Raw genomic sequence first — 18263 nt, forward strand, 5'->3', positions numbered from 1 at the left:
TGCATTATCAGGAAGTTATGATCAATTGGAGTGGTCTTATGCACTATCATTTCATCGCGGAACCGATGAGAGACACAACTGATACGTTACTGGGAGTTGAGATGAGCGCCCGGTTTGCTTCAGATACGGTTTCTCCGTTACATCCGGAGTTCATCATTTCAGCGTGGAATAGCGAACAAAAACGTCATTTCATGCTCGAGCAAATTCGATTAATTGCCGAAAAACGTGACTGGTTTGAAAGCCACAACCTTTTCTGTACTCTGAACCTTATTGATGAAATGGCGCTACTGGCGATTGGAGACCCGATCGTCAAATCGGCATTACATGCAATGCCATTTGTTGCACTGGAACTTTCAGAACGTTTTCTGACGAATACCGTGTGTCTGAATAATCTACTGATTAATTCACTTCGCGACGGCCCAAACGCATTATGGCTGGGCGATCTGGGTTCCGGCAGCATTGGTGCCAGTCCGCTGGTGTGCGGTCGTTTTGACGTTGTGAAGCTGGATCGTGGTTTCTTCCTGGAGCAGGTTGAAAAACCAATGTTCCCGGTGCTAATGAAAAACATTCGTGAATATTGCGACCGTATTGCAGTGGAGGGCGTGGAAACAGCACGTCTTATCGACGAGGCAGGCGCTGCGGGTGTTTGGGTGATGCAGGGAACCCTTTTCCCTTCGGTTGCTTTTAGCGAGGTAGATACACTGCTCTTACCCAGCGTTTGCCACTGAGTGCAAAATTGCCCTCCGCTGAAGGAGGGCTGCATCTGCTAGCGATCTTTACGCCACGCGTCAGCGGTAAGCGCTTCGCCGAAATGGCCTGCAATCAGGCGACGGGTAAGCTCATGCAGCGGCGAGGCCAGAACATCTGCTGTGCTGCCGCGTTCAACCACTTCCCCCTGGTGCATGACTAATACCTGATCGCTGATATGCTTCATCATGCCGATGTGCTGGGTCACATAAATATATGAAATACCCTGTTTTTCCTGCAATTCCAGCATCAGATTGATGAGCTGCGAACGCATCGACATGTCGAGAGAGGCCAGAGCCTCGTCGGCGATAATTACTTTGGGTCGTAAAATGAGCGCTCGAGCAAGGCCCAGACGCTGTTTTTGTCCCGGGGCCAGCATATGCGGGTAATAACTCACATGGTCAGGCAGCAGACCCACCATACGCATGGTCTCGACGATCTGCTTGCGACGCTGTTCCGGCTCGAGGTCGGTGTTAAGACGTAGCGGGAAATCGAGGATCTGTGAGATACGCTGCCGCGGGTTAAGTGACGTTGACGGATCCTGGAAAATCATCCTGATACGCTGACTACGGAATGAGTAATCGCCATATTTTAACGGGTGATCGTCAATCAGTACCTCACCGCTGGTGGGCTCAATCATACCGGCCAGCATCTTCGCCAGGGTAGATTTACCAGAACCATTTTCGCCTATCACGGCGAGCGTCTGACGCTCGCGCAGGGTAAAGCTCAGGGGCTTAACGGCTTCAACGGTCTGACGGCGAAATAAGCCCGTCCGGTAGCGAAAGGTTTTGCTCAGATTACGAACTTCGAGCAGGGTTTCTACCATCTCACTCTCTCTCCATATTCAGCGGGAAATGACAGGCGTAGAGATGATTCTTTGCTCCGGTCAGTCTTGGGGTTTCGATACATTCGCGCTGAGCATAAGGGCAGCGCGGCCCCAGACGACAGCCGATAGGTAATTGTTCCAGCAATGGAATTGCTCCTGGCATGGTATTCAGGCGGCTTTTGTGCGGCATTGCGCTACCAAAATCAGGAATGGCGCGAATCAACGCCTGAGTGTAAGGATGATGCGGAATCGTCACCAGGTCCTTACTGGGCGCAGTTTCCACCGTTTGCCCGCAGTACATCACGTTAACTTTGTCTGCCCACTGGCTGAGCATTTGCAAGTCATGGCTTATCAACAAAATGGTGGTGTTGCTGTTTTGATTTAGCCGGGTCAGCAGGCGGAAAATTTGCGCCTGAGTGGTGGGTTCCATCGCATTCGTCGGTTCGTCAGCAATCAGCAAGCGTGGCTGATTAGCAAGGGCGATAGCGATCATCACCTTCTGGCATTCGCCGTCGGTGAGTTCGTACGGAAAGCTGCGCATGGCATCTTTATGATCTTTTATCCCGACGCGGTGCAGGAGTTCAATCGCGCGGCGTTTGCGCCAGCCAATGCGCTGCCACCAGCGGCCCTTGTAGGTCCATGCCGGAATATTTTGCATTAGCTGACGTCCGATGCGCTCGGAGGGGTCGAGACACGATTGCGGTTCCTGAAAGATCATAGAAACGTTATGACCGACCAGCTTGCGTCGTTCACGAGCTGAAAGGCGTAGCAGATCGATATCATCAAAGCGCATACGGTCTGCGGTTACGCGCCAGTTATCTTTAGCAACGCCGCAAATGGCCTTGGCGATCAGGCTTTTTCCGGACCCGGACTCGCCGACCAACCCGCGGATTTCACCTTCATTGAGGGTCATGCTGACGCGGTCAACCGCCTTTACCCACTCGTCGCCGGTCCTGAATTCAATGGTCAGGTTACGGATATCCAGTAATGGCATTATTCCACCCCCGCAATAATTGCGCGGCGCACGCCATCACCCAGCAGGTTAACCAGCAGCACGCTTATCATAATCGCTGCACCTGGCAGCATCACCGTCCACGGCGCGACATAAATCAGCTCCAGCGCGTCGCCCAGCATGGCTCCCCATTCTGGTGACGGCAACTGTGCGCCAAGGTCGAGAAAACCCAGCGCGGCAATGTCCAGAATCGCCATCGACAGCGCACGGGTAATTTCGGTGATAAGCCCGGCGGTAATATTGGGCAGAACGGCGAACCACAGAATATTGAGTGTGGTTGCGCCGTCCAGACGAGCGGCAATAACGTACTCTTTTTCCAGCTCGTCATGCACCATGCTGTAGACGGAGCGTACCATGCGCGGCAGCAGCGCCAGCCAGACGGCAAACATCGCGTGGGTCAGATGCGGCCCCGCAAAGGCCACCACAATAATCGCCAGCAGCAGCGAAGGGATCGAGAGCAGAGTGTCCAGAATGTGATTCAGTACCGCGGAGCGCAAACCGTGCGTCGCACCGGCAACCACGCCCAGCAACAGACCACACAGGGTAGCGGCGAGGGTGACGACAAACGCGCCGCCAACGGTCGGGGCCGCACCGCTGAGCAGGCGGCTTAACACGTCACGCCCCAGATCGTCAGTTCCGAGGAAAAATGAGACTTCGCCATAGCGCGACCATGACGGCGGTAAAAGCTGATAACCGAGAAACTGCTGGTCGATGCCATAAGGGGCAAACCAACCGCCAAAAACACACAGAATCGCTAATCCCGCGCAACCATACAGGCCAATCATCGCCGTCGCATCGCCGTAAAAATTACGCCACGCGGTGCGCAGCGTTCCCGGTGGGCGCTTTTCGCTGTAGACGCTATCGTAAGGCATACCATTCCTTATGTTTCAGAGGGTTAGCCATAGCACCCAAAATATCAGAGATGACGTTGACGATGATCACCAGTGAGCCAATCACCATAACGCCCGCCGAAATCGCCGCGTAATCCTGCTGGCGAATCGCGTTAATCAGCCAACGGCCAAGGCCAGGCCAGCTAAAGACCATCTCGGTGATCATCGCCAGCGTCAGCATGGTGGAAAACTGTAAACCCAGGCGCGGGATCACCGGCGGGAGGGCGTTGTGCAGGACGTGACGGCGCAGAATTGTTAAGCGTGACAGACCACGCGTGGCGGCCGCTTTGATGTAGTTTTGATCAAAGACCTCGATGGTGCTGATACGCATCAGGCGAATAACTTCGGTGGTAGGGGCGACGGAAAGCGTCAACACCGGGAGCACCATGTGCCGGATTGCGCTGACCAGCATTTCATCGCGCCAGGGCGAGTCGGAGATCCACGCATCAATAATGGCAAAACCGGTAACGGGTTTTACTTCGTAGAGCAGATCAAAACGCCCCGACACGGGAAGCCAGCCGAGGGTCAGTGAGAAGAGCAATGTCAGCAACAGCGCCAGCCAAAAAACCGGAATCGAAAAACCCATTAGCGCTAATGCGCTGATGCAGCGGTCCTGCCATTTGTTCCGCGTGATGCCTGCCAACATACCAACGGGGATCCCGACCATCAGCGCAAAACCAAAGGCCAGAATGCACAGTTCCATCGTCGCCGGGAACACCTCCTTCAACTGTTCTGAAATCAATTGGCCATTAATACTGGAGACGCCGAAATCCCAGTGGATGAGGCCATTGAACCAGAATACCCAGGCATTCCACAGTGATGCGCCCTGTAACGGCGCATGAGGTGTGAAGTAGCTCAGACTGAATCCAATAAAGGTCAGAAAGAACAGGGTGATCAGCAGCAATAAAAAACGGCGCAAGGTGAAGATAATCATGGTTTTTTCACCTCATCTTTCTTTTCCCTGGAAACCCCGGCAAAAGAGGCATTACCGAACGGACTGAGCACCAGCCCTTTAATATCGTAGCGGTAAGCCTGCAGACGCAGTGAAGAGGCCAGCGGCAGGATTGGTAATTCTTTCGCGAGAATATTTTGCGCTTCGTCATAGGCATCAATTCGCGATGAGAGCTGCTGCGACGAGAGGGCTTTGCGCAGAACGCTGTCAAATTCCGGATTACACCAGTGGGCGAAGTTGGTTTGCGAGTTGATGGCGGCACAGCTTAGCAACGGTCGGAAAAAACTGTCAGGATCGTTACTGTCCGTCGCCCAGCCGGATAACGTCAGATCATGGTTCATATCCATTAATCGCGCCTCCTGAAATCGACCTTCTACCGGAATGATTTTCACTTTCACACCCACCTGAGCCATATCTGCCTGAATCAGCTCGGCGGTTTTCAGCGGACTTGGGTTCCAGGCCTGTGAGCTGGTGGGAACCCAAAGCTGCAAGGTCAGGTTCTCCAGCCCCAGCGCTTTTAACTGTTCGCGCGATTTTGCCGGGTTGTACTCTGTAATTTTAGCTTCGTTGTCATAAGCCCACGAGGCGCGAGGCAAAATAGATGCTGCGGTTTCCGCCGTCCCGTAGTAGATGGACTGCATCAGCCGTTGGTTATTAATGGCCAGCGCCAGCGCATGCCGCACGGCAGGGTTATCCAGCGGCGGTTTATTGGTGTTGAATGCCAGATACGCGATGTTCATCCCCGGACGCAGCGTCAGACGCAGGCGTGGGTCATCACGCAAAATGCTGAGCTGGCTGGCGGCAGGCCAGGCCAGAACGTCGCACTCGCCGGTCAGGAGTTTCGATAAGCGTCCGGTGCCGCCGGAGCCAAGGTCCACTACCACCTGCGGCATCAGCGGAGTACCACGCCAGAATTTTTCATGGCGCTGCAGTCGAATATATTGGCCGGCGCGATTCTCCGAAAGCTGGTACGGGCCCGTGCCGACGGGTTGTCTGTCGAGCAGTTCCTGGCGATCCTGTTTTGCAAGGTTAGCCGCATATTCCGCTGACATCACCGAAGCATAGTGCGTGGCAAGGTGCCACATAAAGGAGGCATCGGGCTGGGTTAAGCGAAATTCAACGGTGTTATTGTCCAGCTTGCGTACGCTTTGGACATTATCGGCGAACTGTAAACTGTCGAAGTAGGGGAAACTACTGCCGTTCACATTATGCCACGGATGCTGGCGATCAAAGATGCGCTCGAAGGTAAACACCACGTCGTCCGCATTCAGTTTACGGGTGGGGGTAAACCAGGCAGTCTTCTGAAACTGGACGTCACGACGCAGGTGGAAGCGGTAGGTTGCGCCGTTATCCAGCACCTCCCAGCTTTCGGCCAGCTCAGGCACCAGTCGATAGGTGTACGGGTCGACATCAAGCAGTCGGTCATACAATTGGGCCGCCAGCGTGTCGACGATGAGGCCGCTGCTCGCTTTTTGCGGATTGAACGTATTGACCTGCCCGCTGACGCAATAGACAAAGCCGCTGTCACGAATATCAGCGTGCGAAGCCTGTTCAGGCGCGGCAGCAGCCTGACCACTCAGAAATCCAGCCATCACGATCAGAGATGATAAAACCAGGCGCATAATTTTAAAGGATTATAAATAAAGAGGCTATCTTACTAATACTTAATGACATTTGCCATTACCGTTTGTGTTTGGGGGCAGCAAGGGTGATAAACGCGAATTCAACATCGCGACATGTTCAACATTCATACCCGCTATCCACTTTGAATCTACTCTGTTAACTATCTTAGCATTTTCATGACCCATCTGACTCGCTTAAACGCGTGATTCGCTGGCAGACAGAAAAACGTGAGGGAAAAGAGGGGAGGAAATGACCATGACGGGCAGAAGTGAGCATTAGCAAAATCGTAGGAATAAAGAAAATCGACCGGGAAGAGTGGCTTCCTTCCCGGTTATTGCGTTACTTCTGGATCTTATTTACGCGAACCACTGGTGGTTGCATTTTCGCATCGAGGCTACCGTTAATACTGATCATGTGATCGGGTTTAACCGTTCGGCCATCGAAAACCGCGTGTGGAATTAAAGTCTGGATACTGCCGGTTTTATCACGAAAGATAAATTTGTCTCCGCCTTGATCCTCGATGAGATTACCTCGTAGAGAAATGGTCGCACCGTCATGCATCGTTTTGGCCTGTTCGACAGTCATGATTCTTGCATCTTCGGTCCCACGATAACCTTCATCCAGAGCGTGGGCTGGCGGTGGAGCTGTATCATTTTTCAACCCGCCGTTATCATCAGCAAGCGCTGGCGACAATAAAAAACAACATAATAATGGCGTTATGGATAATTTCATACGTTCTCCCTTTTGCCTGGGTTGAGATGTTAAGTGTGGTTGCCTTTTATTAATACTGCGAACTGGAAAAGTCTCAAATGACATTGTTTAAATTAAATCTAACGTTGGTGGGGATATAAGCGTAGCGGTAGGGGGAAGTAGGGGGGTAATATTCCGAGAAAATTAAGTACAGCTGTGTAATATCGGTCATGCCATTCATTTTGGTCTACGCTTATTAGTCTTTGTGATAAATAAAGAGAGGTAATTGCATGGCTGGCTTAAACAAGGAAAAAAAGACCATCAATAAAACCAATTCTGCGCGTTTTCCGGCGCCGCCTTTTCAACAGCAGCAGCAGCCCTTTCCAGGGCTGGCGGGGAAAATGCAACCGCGTCCCGACCATGGAGAAGACAGCTATCAGGGAAGCGGTCGCCTGAATGGGCGCAAGGTATTAATTACCGGTGGGGATTCAGGGATTGGTCGTGCTGTTGCTATTGCCTATGCTCGTGAAGGCGCTGATGTTGCGATCAACTATTTACCTGAAGAAGAAGACGATGCGTGTGAAGTGGTCGACCTGATAAATAAAGCAGGCAGAAATGTTTTGGCCATCCCCGGAGATATTCGTGATGAGGCTTTTTGCGGTCATCTGGTAACACAGGCGGTTAAAGGACTGGGAGGGTTGGATATCCTCGTCAATAATGCGGGTCGTCAGCAATTTTGTGAGTCAATTGAGGAACTCACCACAGAAGATTTCGACGCAACATTTAAGACCAATGTCTACGCTATGTTTTGGATCACCAAAGCGGCCATACCCCATCTTTCACCAGACAGCGTGATAATTAATACCTCCTCGGTACAGGCTTATGAGCCAAGTGAAATCTTGCTTGATTATGCTCAGACTAAAGCAGCTATCGTGGCATTTACTAAATCGCTGGCGAAACAGCTGGCCCCGAAAGGGATCCGTGTTAATGCCGTCGCGCCGGGTCCATACTGGACGGTGCTGCAGTGTTGTGGCGGTCAACCGCAGGAAAAGGTGGAGAAATTTGGGGCAAATGCGCCGCTGGGACGTCCTGGACAACCGGTGGAAATCGCGCCGCTTTATGTCACCCTGGCCGCTCAGGAGAACAGCTATACGTCTGGTCAGGTCTGGTGTTCTGATGGGGGGACCGGAACCCTCTAACGTTTATGCTCTGTACGTCGAAAGTGACTTTTAAGGCAAAGACGGACACTATTGTATAAGGGTGGGAGCGGTACTTACCGCTCCGAGAATGCTAACCAATCACCGCGATGCCAAGCCGCTCCATCAGCAACGCTGCCTGATAGCTATCCAATTTGACGCCTTGTAAATCTACACCCCGAATATCTAAATCACCCAGTTCTGAATTGGTCAAATCACAGTGCGTGAAATTTGCGGCCCGCCAGTCGAACGCTGAAAATTCACCGCCCGAGAGATCTGATCCACTGAACGTTGCACCCGCTACCTGAGTTCCCATCCAGCGGTTTTCCCACAGCTCGCACTTTTCCAGGACAACCTTCGAAAAGTTGGCGTAGCTTAGATTGGTATTCGTGATGTATGCGCTGCAAAACCAGGTCCGCGTGGTGATCATGTTCATAAAACTCGCACCGCGAAAATCTGAACCCTGCGCGCGGCAGTGGCGAATTTCAATTCCCAGGGCACTGGCGTTGCGAAAATCCGCCATGGATAAATCGCAACTTTTAAAAATGGCATCTTTCAGCATTGCGCGACTAAAATTACACCCTTTCTGGCTTTCGCGATCATAAAACTGACAGCCGATAAATTCAGTGCCGCTAAGATCGGCCCCTGAAAAATCACAGTTAAAAAAAGTACTGTTTTCAACTTTTTCCCCGGTGAAGCGGTTTCTGTCAATTTTTTCGCTAACTAATGCCAGAGTCATAATGATACACCTGTTTTTTTATACAGTGATTTCATCATGGTAATCTGTTTTAACGCTATGCGTCAAATCCTCCAGTATAACGTCGGCGAAAGTGTCCTAAATCTGGTGTTTCTTCAGCAAGGCACGAAGCTGATGGTAAGTCAGACCCAGTAGTTCAGCGGCCTTTTTCTGATTAAATTTCGCTTGCTGCAAGCTGGTTTGTAAAAAGTCTTTCTCTTGTTGCTGCTGGAATTCACGCAAATCCAGCGGTAATGCTGCAGATGCCAGCGTTGTTTCCTCTACCTGCGGCTGCGCAACATGGCGACGGAAGGGGTCGATGATTATCTCATCCAGCGGGTAATCGCTGGTACCGTGCCGGTATACGGAACGCTCCACGACGTTTTTTAGTTCACGAATATTGCCCGGCCAACGGTAGTGGAGGAGGGGCTCCCTGGCCTCGGCGGTAAACCCCGGGAACAGCGGTAACCCGATCTCGCGACACATCTGAATGGCAAAGTGTTCGGCCATTAACATGATGTCGCTTTGACGCTCGCGTAACGGGGGAAGTTGCACCACGTCAAAGGCCAGACGATCCAGCAGGTCTGCGCGGAAAGTGCCTTCGCTGACCATACGTGGCAGGTCGGCATTGGTCGCACAAACCAGGCGTACGTTAACCTGCAACGGCTGGCTGCCGCCAACGCGCTCCAGCTCGCCATACTCAATGACGCGCAACAGTTTTTCCTGCACCAGCATGGGGGCAGTCGCCAGCTCGTCAAGAAACAGCGTGCCGCCATCGGCGCGTTCGAAACGTCCAGGGTGGCGTTTTTGCGCGCCGGTAAAGGCACCCGCTTCGTGACCAAACAGTTCGGAATCGAGTAAGTTCTCGTTGAGCGCCGCGCAGTTAAGTGAAATAAACGGGCCTTGCCAACGCGTAGAGAGGTAGTGCAGGCGGTTGGCAATAAGCTCTTTCCCTGTACCGCGCTCACCGATAACCAGCACAGGTTTATCCAGTGGCGCCAGATGAGAAACCTGCTCCAGCACTTCAATAAAGCTGTTTGCTTCACCCAGAAGATTATCTTTGTATTCTGCCATGATGAAATTCACCATTTGTTAGTGTTATTCACCAATTTACCCTAATTATCTCGACAGGTAAAATTAGATATAATTATTAGAATCAATGAGATAAAAAGTTGGCACGCCAAGTGCATTACGAAATCAGCAGGGCATAGCCCGATATCAGAACAGTAAGTGAGGATTACATTATGGGTATTTTTTCTCGTTTTGCCGACATCGTGAACGCCAACATTAATGCGTTGCTGGAAAAGGCTGAAGATCCGCAGAAGCTGGTGCGGTTAATGATCCAGGAAATGGAAGATACGCTGGTTGAGGTGCGTTCAAATTCCGCACGCGCTCTGGCAGAAAAGAAACAATTATCTCGCCGTATTGAACAGGCCAGCGCGCAACAGGCAGAGTGGCAAGAAAAAGCCGAGCTGGCGCTGCGTAAAGAGAAAGAAGATTTGGCGCGTTCTGCGTTAATCGAAAAACAGAAACTGACTGACCTGATTGCTTCTCTGGAGCATGAGGTGACGCTGGTTGACGATACGCTGGCGCGTATGAAAAAAGAGATTGGTGAGCTGGAAAATAAACTCAGTGAAACCCGGGCTCGTCAGCAGGCGCTGATGCTGCGTCATCAGGCAGCGAGTTCTTCGCGTGATGTCCGTCGTCAACTGGACAGCGGTAAACTGGATGAAGCGATGGCGCGCTTTGAATCTTTCGAGCGTCGTATCGATCATATGGAAGCTGAGGCTGAAAGCCATAACTTCGGTAAACAAAAGTCTCTGGATCAGCAATTTGCTGACCTGAAAGCAGATGATGAAATCAGCGAGCAACTGGCGCAACTTAAAGCCAAAATGCAGCAAGACAAGCAATAATAACATCTGGCGGCGCCCGAACGCGCCGCCGCTCATCACCTGTAAGGAGTACTCATGAGCGCGCTATTTCTGGCTATCCCGTTAACCATCTTTGTGTTGTTCGTTTTACCGATTTGGCTCTGGCTGCATTACAGCAACCGTTCCAGTCGTGGCGAACTGTCGCAAAGTGAACAGCAACGTCTGGTCGAACTCAACGATGACGCACATCGGATGCGCGAGCGCATTCAGGCGCTGGAAGACATCCTTGATGCTGAACATCCAAACTGGAGGGACCGCTAATGGGAGGCGTTAACCTGAACAAAAAACTGTGGCGTATTCCGCAGCAGGGCATGGTGAAGGGGGTTTGCGCAGGTATTGCGCATTATCTCGATGTACCTGTGAAGCTGGTACGGATCCTGGTGGTGTTGTCAGTCTTTTTTGGCCTGGCCTTTTTCACCTTCGTCGCCTACATCGTGCTGACGTTTGTGTTAGACCCGATGCCGGACAATGTGGTCTGTGGCGAGCAACAGCCATCTAGCGGCGAGCTGTTGGATGCCGTCGATCGTGAGCTGGCAGCAAGTGAAAAGCGTTTGCGTGAAATGGAACGTTATGTAACGTCTGATACTTTTTCATTACGTAGTCGTTTCCGCCAATTGTGAGGTTAAACATGAACAATCGCTGGCAACGTGCCGGGCAAAGGGTTAAGCCGGGCTTTAAAATAGCAGGTAAGCTGGTGCTTTTGACGGCGCTTCGCTACGGCCCGGCAGGGGTAGCAGGGTGGGCGGTGAAATCCGTCGCCCGACGCCCGCTAAAAATGCTGCTGGCGTTGGTTCTGGAGCCGGTGTTGAGTCGGGCTGCAGCAAAATTGTCGAAACGCTATTCTGGTAATCAAACCTGATATCTGAATCAGCAAAAGCAAGCAACAATTAATCAACATTCCCTCAGTTAATTTGCGGCAGCTCACAAATACGATTTTTTGGCTGCCAAAATTCTTTTTTTACCCCCCTCCAGACCACCTCAGCTGATTGACAGCTTATTTTCCTCAGAGTAGTCTCTTGATTCATGGGACCGCTACCACGAGAATTGAAGGTGAACCAAAAAATCCAAAAATGTCTGACAGAAGTTTATGGTGATACATTTACTTCATGCCACTATGAAGCGCTGCTTGCACGTTTAGAGAAGTCACAGGGATTAATTAAAAAGATCCGTAAAGCGCATTGGGATGAGGGCGATGTCGTTCTTATTACCTACGCCGATCAATTCCACGGGGCTGGTAAAAAACCGCTGCCTACATTTAATCAATTTTATAATGAATGGCTTAAGACGACATTTTCTCATGTGCATCTGCTGCCGTTTTATCCGTGGTCATCGGATGATGGGTTTTCCGTGATTAATTACCATCAGGTTGCCGAAGAAACGGGTGACTGGAATGATATTAAGGAATTAGGTGAATCCAGTCGACTGATGTTTGATTTTGTTTGTAACCATATGTCAGCTAAAAGCGAGTGGTTTAATAATTATTTACAACAGCTTGACGGTTATGAAAATTTCTTTATTGCAATGGATCCTGATACGGACCTGAGCAACGTCACACGTCCACGCGCATTACCGTTACTGACGCCGTTTACGCTAAAAGATAACACCGTACGCCATTTATGGACGACGTTCAGCTACGACCAGGTCGATCTCAATTATGCCAACCCGGTAGTACTACTGGCGATGGTCGATGTGCTATTGAGCTATCTTGAGCAGGGCGCAGATTATGTCCGCCTGGATGCAGTTGGCTTTATGTGGAAAGAGCCAGGAACGAGCTGTATTCATCTGGAAAAAACGCATCAGCTTATCAAACTATTCCGCGCTATTGCTGACTGTGCGGCGCCTGGCACAGCGATTATTACCGAAACGAACGTCCCACATAAGGATAACGTGTCTTACTATGGTAATGGCCGTGATGAAGCGCATATGGTGTACCAGTTCTCGCTGCCGCCGCTGGTGCTGCATGCGGTACAACGCCAGGACACGTCGACATTGTGCCAGTGGGCGCAATCACTGGAACTGCCGTCTGGCGAGACCACCTGGTTTAATTTTCTCGCATCGCATGACGGTATTGGTCTCAATCCATTGCGCGGTTTGTTGCCTGAAGACGAGATCATGCGTCTGGTGACAGAATTACAACAGGAAGGCGCGCTGGTTAACTGGAAAAATAATCCTGATGGTACTCGCAGTCCGTATGAAATTAACGTGACATATATGGATGCGCTAACGCCAGGAAATTGTAGCGATGCTGAGCGGTTTTCTCGCTTTATTCTCGCACATGCCATTTTGCTGAGTTTTCCTGGTGTGCCGGCGGTTTACATTCAAAGCATCCTTGGATCACGCAATGACTATAAAGGTGTTGAGACGTTAGGTTATAACCGTGCGATCAACCGCAAAAAATATCAGATAAGACAAATAGAAACGGAGCTGGCAGATGAAACCAGTTTGCGTAACGCTATTTATCATGAGTTATCCCGACTCATTGTAATACGTCGTAATAATAAAGCATTCCACCCTGATAGTAATTTTCAAATTTGCAATGTTACACCAGCTGTCATGCAAATTAAACGTACGGCGGAAACAGGCGAGGAAATTACTGGACTATTTAATGTCAGCGGTCATACGCAAACCATTTGCATTGATATTGAAAATGGATTTGATTTGATTAGCGGTGAAACTATTTCAGGTAAAGAATTAACGTTGTACGCCTGGCAGGTCATGTGGGTTAAGTAATAAAAAGGAACATTTCATGCTTAAAGCTAAAATTGTGCTGATTTCAGCACTGGTTTCCTGCGCCCTGGTTTCCGGGTGTAAGGATGATAAAAAATCCTCTGTCGCGATTGAATTTATGCACTCTTCTGTCGAGCAGGAGCGGCAAGCAGTTATTGCAAAACTGATTGAGCGTTTTGAAAAAGAAAATCCGGGCATCAGCGTCAAACAGGTTCCTGTGGAAGAAGATGCTTACAACACCAAGGTCATTACCCTGGCGCGCAGCGGTTCACTGCCTGAAGTCATTGAAACCAGCCATGACTACGCGAAAGTTATGGATAAAGAATCCCTTATCGATCGTAAAGCGGTGGCGCAGGTCATCAACGGCGTCGGTGAAGGGACTTTTTATGATGGCGTCCTGCGAATTGTGCGCACTGAAGACGGTAGTGCATGGACCGGAGTTCCGGTCAGCGCCTGGATTGGCGGGATCTGGTATCGCAAGGATGTGCTGGCAAAAGCTGGACTGGAAGAACCAAAAGACTGGCAGCAATTGCTGAACGTGGCCCAGAAGCTCAACAATCCTGGCAGTAAGAAATACGGTATTGCGCTGCCCACGGCAGAAAGCGTTTTGACCGAACAGTCATTCTCTCAGTTCGCGCTCTCTAACCAGGCCAACGTTTTTGATGCGCAGGGAAAGATTACGCTCGACACACCTGAGATGACGCAGGCGCTGCAGTATTACCGCCAACTTGCCATGAACACCATGCCGGGCTCTAACGACATCATGGAAGTCAAAGACGCTTTCATGAACGGCACGGCGCCAATGGCGATTTATTCCACCTATATCCTCCCGGCGGTGATCAAAGAGGGCGATCCTAAAAATGTTGGCTTTATGGTACCGACGGAAAAAAATTCCGCGGTTTACGGCATGCTGACGTCGCTAACCATTACTGCTGGTCAAAAAACCGAAGAGACAGAAGCAGCAGAGAAATTTGTCACCTTCATGGAGCAGGCCGACAACATTGCGGATTGGGTCATGATGTCGCCAGGGGCTGCGCTGCCGGTCAACAAAGCGGTGGTGAATACGCCGACGTGGAAAGATAACGCCGTTATCAAAGCGCTGGGTGAATTACCCGATCAACTGATTGCCGAACTGCCGAATATTCAGGTCTTTGGCGCTGTCGGTGATAAGAACTTTACCCGCATGGGCGACGTAACCGGATCGGGTGTTGTGAGTACCATGGTGCACAACGTCACGGTAGGGAAAGCTGACCTTTCATCGACTATCAAGGCCAGCCAGACAAAACTGGATGACCTCGTTGAACAGCGCTAATGGGGAAATGGAAAGCCGTGATGAATAAGTTCTTTTCAGGTCGATCTGATATGCCATTTGCCATGCTCCTGCTGGCGCCCAGCTTACTGTTATTGGGCGGTTTAGTGGCGTGGCCGATGATATCTAATATCGAAATCAGCTTTATGCGTCTGCCGCTTAATCCGCAAATTGAGTCTACGTTTGTCGGGCTGAGCAACTATATCCGGATCTTATCCGATCCTGGATTCTGGCATTCGCTATGGATGACGGTCTGGTATACCGCGCTGGTTGTGGCAGGGAGCACGGTACTGGGGCTGGGAGTGGCGATGTTTTTTAACCGTGAGTTTCGTCTGCGGAAAACGGCGCGCTCACTGGTCATCCTCTCTTACGTAACGCCATCAATTTCGCTGGTGTTTGCCTGGAAATACATGTTCAACAACGGCTACGGCATTGTGAACTACCTCGGCGTGGATCTGTTGCATCTCTACGATCAGGCGCCGCTGTGGTTCGACAATCCCGGCAGCAGCTTCGCGCTGGTCGTGCTGTTCGCCATCTGGCGCTATTTCCCATACGCCTTTATCTCGTTTCTGGCGATTTTACAGACTATTGATAAATCGTTGTATGAGGCGGCAGAAATGGACGGCGCGAATGCCTGGCAACGGTTTCGTATCGTCACGCTGCCGGCGATTATGCCCGTGCTGGCGACCGTGGTCACGCTACGTACGATCTGGATGTTCTACATGTTCGCCGATGTTTATCTGTTGACCACTAAAGTCGATATTCTCGGGGTCTATCTCTATAAAACGGCGTTTGCATTTAATGACTTAGGCAAAGCGGCCGCGATCTCTGTCGTCCTCTTCGTCATCATTTTCGCTGTAATCCTGCTGACCAGAAAACGGGTGAACCTCAATGGCAACAAATAAGCGCACGCTTGGCCGCATTGGCTTTTACTGTGGATTAATTGTCTTTCTGGGCATCACGCTATTTCCATTTTTTGTGATGCTGATGACCTCATTCAAAAGCGCAAAAGAGGCGATCTCGCTGCATCCGACGCTGTTACCGCAGCAATGGACGCTGGAACATTACATCGACATCTTCAACCCGATGATTTTCCCGTTTGTTGACTACTTCCGTAATAGCCTGGTGGTATCGGTCACGTCATCGGTGGTGGCGGTATTTCTGGGCGTGCTCGGGGCATATGCGCTTTCCCGCCTGCGTTTTAAGGGACGAATGACCATCAATGCCAGCTTTTATACGGTGTACATGTTTTCAGGGATCCTGCTGGTGGTGCCGCTTTTCAAAATCATCACGGCGCTCGGTATTTATGACACCGAAATGGCGTTGATTATCACCATGGTCACCCAGACGCTGCCGACCGCGGTGTTCATGCTGAAAAGTTACTTCGACACTATTCCGGATGAGATAGAAGAAGCCGCGATGATGGATGGGTTGAATCGTCTGCAGATCATCTTTCGCATTACCGTGCCTTTGGCGATGTCTGGTCTGGTTTCGGTCTTTGTGTACTGCTTTATGGTGGCGTGGAATGACTATCTATTTGCCTCGATTTTCCTTTCCAGCGCCAGCAATTTTACCTTACCGGTCGGTCTGAACGCGCTGTTCAGTACGCCTGACTATATCTGGGGACGCATGATGGCTGCATCGTTAGTCACTGCATTGCCGGTTGTCATTATGTATGCGCTTTCCGAACGTTTTATTAAAAGTGGTTTGACCGCAGGCGGCGTGAAAGGCTAAGCGGCCAGTTTAATTAAGGAGTTGTAAATGAAGAAGTTAGTTGCCACAGAACCGCGCGTTGCGGCGTTGGTGGAATATGAAGACAGAGCGGTATCCGCCAATGAAGTTAAAGTACGCGTTCGCTTTGGTGCGCCGAAACATGGCACGGAAGTCGTCGATTTTCGCGCGGCCAGCCCGTTTATTGACGAAGATTTTAACAGCGAATGGCAAATGTTCATGCCGCGTCCGGAAGGGGCGCCGCGCGGGATTGAATTCGGCAAATTCCAGCTTGGCAACATGGTGGTAGGCGATATTGTTGAGTGTGGCAGCGATGTGACCGAATACGCCGTTGGCGATTCAGTTTGCGGCTACGGTCCTCTGGCTGAAACGGTTATTTTTAATGCGGTGAACAACTATAAATTGCGCAAAATGCCGGAAGGCAGTTCGTGGAAAAATGCCGTTTGCTATGACCCGGCACAATTTGCCATGAGCGGTGTGCGCGACGCCAATGTGCGTGTCGGCGACTTCGTAGTCATCGTGGGTTTAGGTGCGATTGGTCAGATTGCCGTCCAGTTAGCTAAGAAAGCGGGAGCCTCGGTGGTTATTGGCGTGGATCCGATTGCTCATCGCTGCGATATCGCACGTCGCCACGGCGCGGATTTCTGTCTGAATCCTCTGGGCACCGATGTGGGAATGGAAATTAAGAAGCTGACCGGCAAGCAGGGCGCGGATGTGATCATCGAAACCAGCGGTTATGCGGATGCGTTGCAATCGGCGCTACGTGGTCTGGCCTATGGTGGAACCATCTCCTATGTCGCTTTCGCGAAACCTTTTGCAGAAGGGTTCAACCTTGGGCGTGAAGCGCACTTCAACAACGCCAAAATTGTCTTCTCCCGCGCCTGCAGTGAACCAAATCCAGATTATCCGCGCTGGAGCCGCAAGCGTATTGAGGAGACCTGCTGGGAGCTGTTGATGAACGGTTATCTGAACTGTGAAGAACTTATTGACCCGGTAGTAACTTTTGCCAGCAGCCCGGAAAGCTATATGCAGTATGTGGACCGACATCCGGAAAAGAGCATCAAAATGGGCGTGACGTTTTAATTAAGGAATGCAGAAAATGAAAATCGGAACACAGAACCAGGCTTTTTTCCCGGAAAACATTCTTGAAAAATTCCGTTATATCAAAGAAATGGGGTTTGATGGTTTTGAAATTGACGGCAAATTGCTGGTCAATAATCTTGCAGAAGTAAAAGCGGCAATCAAAGAAACGGGGCTGCCCGTCACGACCGCCTGCGGCGGATATGACGGCTGGATCGGTGATTTTATCGAAGAGCGTCGTTTGAACGGTTTACAGCAGATTACCCGCATTCTCGAAGCGCTGGCCGAAGTCGGTGGGCAAGGCATCATTGTACCCGCGGCATGGGGCATGTTTACCTTCCGCTTACCGCCGATGACGTCCCCGCGTAGCCTGGAAGGCGATCGTAAGGCCGTCAGTGATTCATTGATTTATCTTGATAAAGTTGCCGAGCGTACGGGGACGGTGGTGTATCTGGAGCCGCTCAATCGCTATCAGGATCATATGATCAACACCCTGGCGGATGCCCGTCGCTATATCGTGGAAAACAACCTGAAGCATGTGCAAATCATTGGTGATTTTTACCATATGAATATCGAAGAAGACGATATGGCACAGGCGCTGCACGACAACCGCGATCTGCTGGGTCACGTCCATATTGCGGATAATCATCGTTATCAGCCGGGGAGCGGTACGCTGGATTTCGCTGCGCTGTTTGACCAGTTGCGTGAAGATAATTATCAGGGTTACGTCGTGTACGAAGGGCGCGTGCGGGCAGAGAATCTGCCGGAAGCGTACCGTCAGTCACTGGCCTGGCTGCGTACCTGCTAAGAGGA

At 50.9% G+C, this 18263-nt stretch carries 20 protein-coding genes; 12 read left to right on the forward strand and 8 right to left on the reverse strand.

Annotated elements, in window-relative coordinates; translation table 11 throughout:
* Positions 1-38: 38 nt before the first annotated feature.
* Positions 39-728 (forward strand): EAL domain-containing protein, encoded by a 690-nt coding sequence (locus OGV80_RS08995; protein WP_043016163.1) that lies wholly within the window; start codon positions 39-41, stop codon positions 726-728.
* A 38-nt stretch (positions 729-766) separates the two neighbouring features.
* On the opposite strand, the gene sapF is transcribed toward OGV80_RS08995, so the two are convergent.
* The 6 genes from sapF to OGV80_RS09025 form a co-directional block, all read right to left on the reverse strand.
* Positions 767-1573, reverse strand: a complete 807-nt coding sequence (sapF, locus tag OGV80_RS09000) for a peptide ABC transporter ATP-binding protein SapF (RefSeq protein WP_043016164.1) — start codon at positions 1571-1573, stop codon at positions 767-769.
* Position 1574: 1 nt separating this feature from the next.
* Complete coding sequence (gene sapD, locus OGV80_RS09005) at positions 1575-2567, reverse strand: peptide ABC transporter ATP-binding protein SapD (protein ID WP_043016165.1); 993 nt, start codon at positions 2565-2567, stop codon at positions 1575-1577.
* Positions 2567-3457, reverse strand: coding sequence for a peptide ABC transporter permease SapC (gene sapC / locus OGV80_RS09010; RefSeq protein WP_043016166.1), 891 nt, complete (start codon positions 3455-3457; stop codon positions 2567-2569). Before sapC ends, sapD begins: the two co-directional genes overlap by 1 nt.
* Entirely contained in the window at positions 3444-4409 is a 966-nt protein-coding gene (gene sapB, locus OGV80_RS09015) for a peptide ABC transporter permease SapB (RefSeq protein WP_043016167.1), read from the reverse strand. Before sapB ends, sapC begins: the two co-directional genes overlap by 14 nt.
* Complete coding sequence (gene sapA, locus OGV80_RS09020; protein WP_047410878.1) at positions 4406-6049, reverse strand: ABC transporter substrate-binding protein SapA; 1644 nt, start codon at positions 6047-6049, stop codon at positions 4406-4408. The genes sapB and sapA overlap by 4 nt, the downstream gene beginning before the upstream one ends.
* A gap of 340 nt (positions 6050-6389) precedes the next feature.
* A complete protein-coding gene (locus OGV80_RS09025; protein ID WP_043016169.1) occupies positions 6390-6782 on the reverse strand; it encodes a YdeI family stress tolerance OB fold protein in 393 nt (130 codons plus the stop codon).
* Positions 6783-7030: 248 nt separating this feature from the next.
* Between OGV80_RS09025 and OGV80_RS09030 the strand changes: the two genes are divergently transcribed.
* Entirely contained in the window at positions 7031-7939 is a 909-nt protein-coding gene (locus tag OGV80_RS09030; protein WP_043016170.1) for an SDR family oxidoreductase, read from the forward strand.
* Positions 7940-8030: 91 nt separating this feature from the next.
* Here the strand turns inward: OGV80_RS09030 and OGV80_RS09035 are convergent, their stop codons facing one another.
* Both OGV80_RS09035 and pspF read right to left on the reverse strand, forming a co-directional pair.
* Complete coding sequence (locus OGV80_RS09035; protein ID WP_032494874.1) at positions 8031-8675, reverse strand: quinolone resistance pentapeptide repeat protein QnrB27; 645 nt, start codon at positions 8673-8675, stop codon at positions 8031-8033.
* Between the two features lie 96 nt (positions 8676-8771).
* Entirely contained in the window at positions 8772-9761 is a 990-nt protein-coding gene (gene pspF / locus OGV80_RS09040) for a phage shock protein operon transcriptional activator (protein ID WP_286514585.1), read from the reverse strand.
* Between the two features lie 155 nt (positions 9762-9916).
* Here pspF and pspA point away from each other — a divergent pair, with 155 nt between their 5' ends.
* The 10 genes from pspA (at position 9917) to ycjR (ending at position 18258) form a co-directional block, all read left to right on the forward strand.
* Positions 9917-10585 (forward strand): phage shock protein PspA, encoded by a 669-nt coding sequence (gene pspA / locus OGV80_RS09045; protein WP_043016172.1) that lies wholly within the window; start codon positions 9917-9919, stop codon positions 10583-10585.
* Positions 10586-10639: 54 nt separating this feature from the next.
* Entirely contained in the window at positions 10640-10864 is a 225-nt protein-coding gene (gene pspB / locus OGV80_RS09050) for an envelope stress response membrane protein PspB (protein ID WP_286514588.1), read from the forward strand.
* Entirely contained in the window at positions 10864-11223 is a 360-nt protein-coding gene (gene pspC / locus OGV80_RS09055) for an envelope stress response membrane protein PspC (protein ID WP_043016173.1), read from the forward strand. Before pspB ends, pspC begins: the two co-directional genes overlap by 1 nt.
* Before the next feature lie 8 nt (positions 11224-11231).
* On the forward strand, positions 11232-11462 hold the full coding sequence (gene pspD / locus OGV80_RS09060; RefSeq protein ID WP_047410921.1) for a phage shock protein PspD: 231 nt from the start codon (positions 11232-11234) through the stop codon (positions 11460-11462).
* Positions 11463-11626: 164 nt separating this feature from the next.
* Positions 11627-13333 (forward strand): sugar phosphorylase, encoded by a 1707-nt coding sequence (locus OGV80_RS09065; protein WP_286514590.1) that lies wholly within the window; start codon positions 11627-11629, stop codon positions 13331-13333.
* 16 nt (positions 13334-13349) lie between these two features.
* Positions 13350-14642 carry an ABC transporter substrate-binding protein gene (locus OGV80_RS09070; protein ID WP_043016176.1) on the forward strand — a complete coding sequence of 431 codons (1293 nt, stop codon included), beginning with the start codon at positions 13350-13352 and terminating at the stop codon, positions 14640-14642.
* A gap of 20 nt (positions 14643-14662) precedes the next feature.
* Complete coding sequence (locus OGV80_RS09075) at positions 14663-15544, forward strand: carbohydrate ABC transporter permease (protein WP_003840754.1); 882 nt, start codon at positions 14663-14665, stop codon at positions 15542-15544.
* Positions 15531-16373: a carbohydrate ABC transporter permease gene (locus OGV80_RS09080; protein ID WP_003020474.1), complete on the forward strand. Its 843-nt coding sequence runs from the start codon at positions 15531-15533 to the stop codon at positions 16371-16373. The genes OGV80_RS09075 and OGV80_RS09080 overlap by 14 nt, the downstream gene beginning before the upstream one ends.
* 27 nt (positions 16374-16400) lie before the next feature.
* Positions 16401-17453 carry a D-guloside 3-dehydrogenase gene (gene ycjQ / locus OGV80_RS09085; protein ID WP_087053387.1) on the forward strand — a complete coding sequence of 351 codons (1053 nt, stop codon included), beginning with the start codon at positions 16401-16403 and terminating at the stop codon, positions 17451-17453.
* A gap of 16 nt (positions 17454-17469) precedes the next feature.
* Complete coding sequence (gene ycjR, locus OGV80_RS09090) at positions 17470-18258, forward strand: 3-dehydro-D-guloside 4-epimerase (protein ID WP_075146237.1); 789 nt, start codon at positions 17470-17472, stop codon at positions 18256-18258.
* The last annotated feature ends 5 nt before the right edge of the window (positions 18259-18263 follow it).

This window comes from Citrobacter sp. Ce119, assembly GCF_030334525.1.
GTDB classification, from domain to species: Bacteria; Pseudomonadota; Gammaproteobacteria; order Enterobacterales; family Enterobacteriaceae; genus Citrobacter; species Citrobacter europaeus.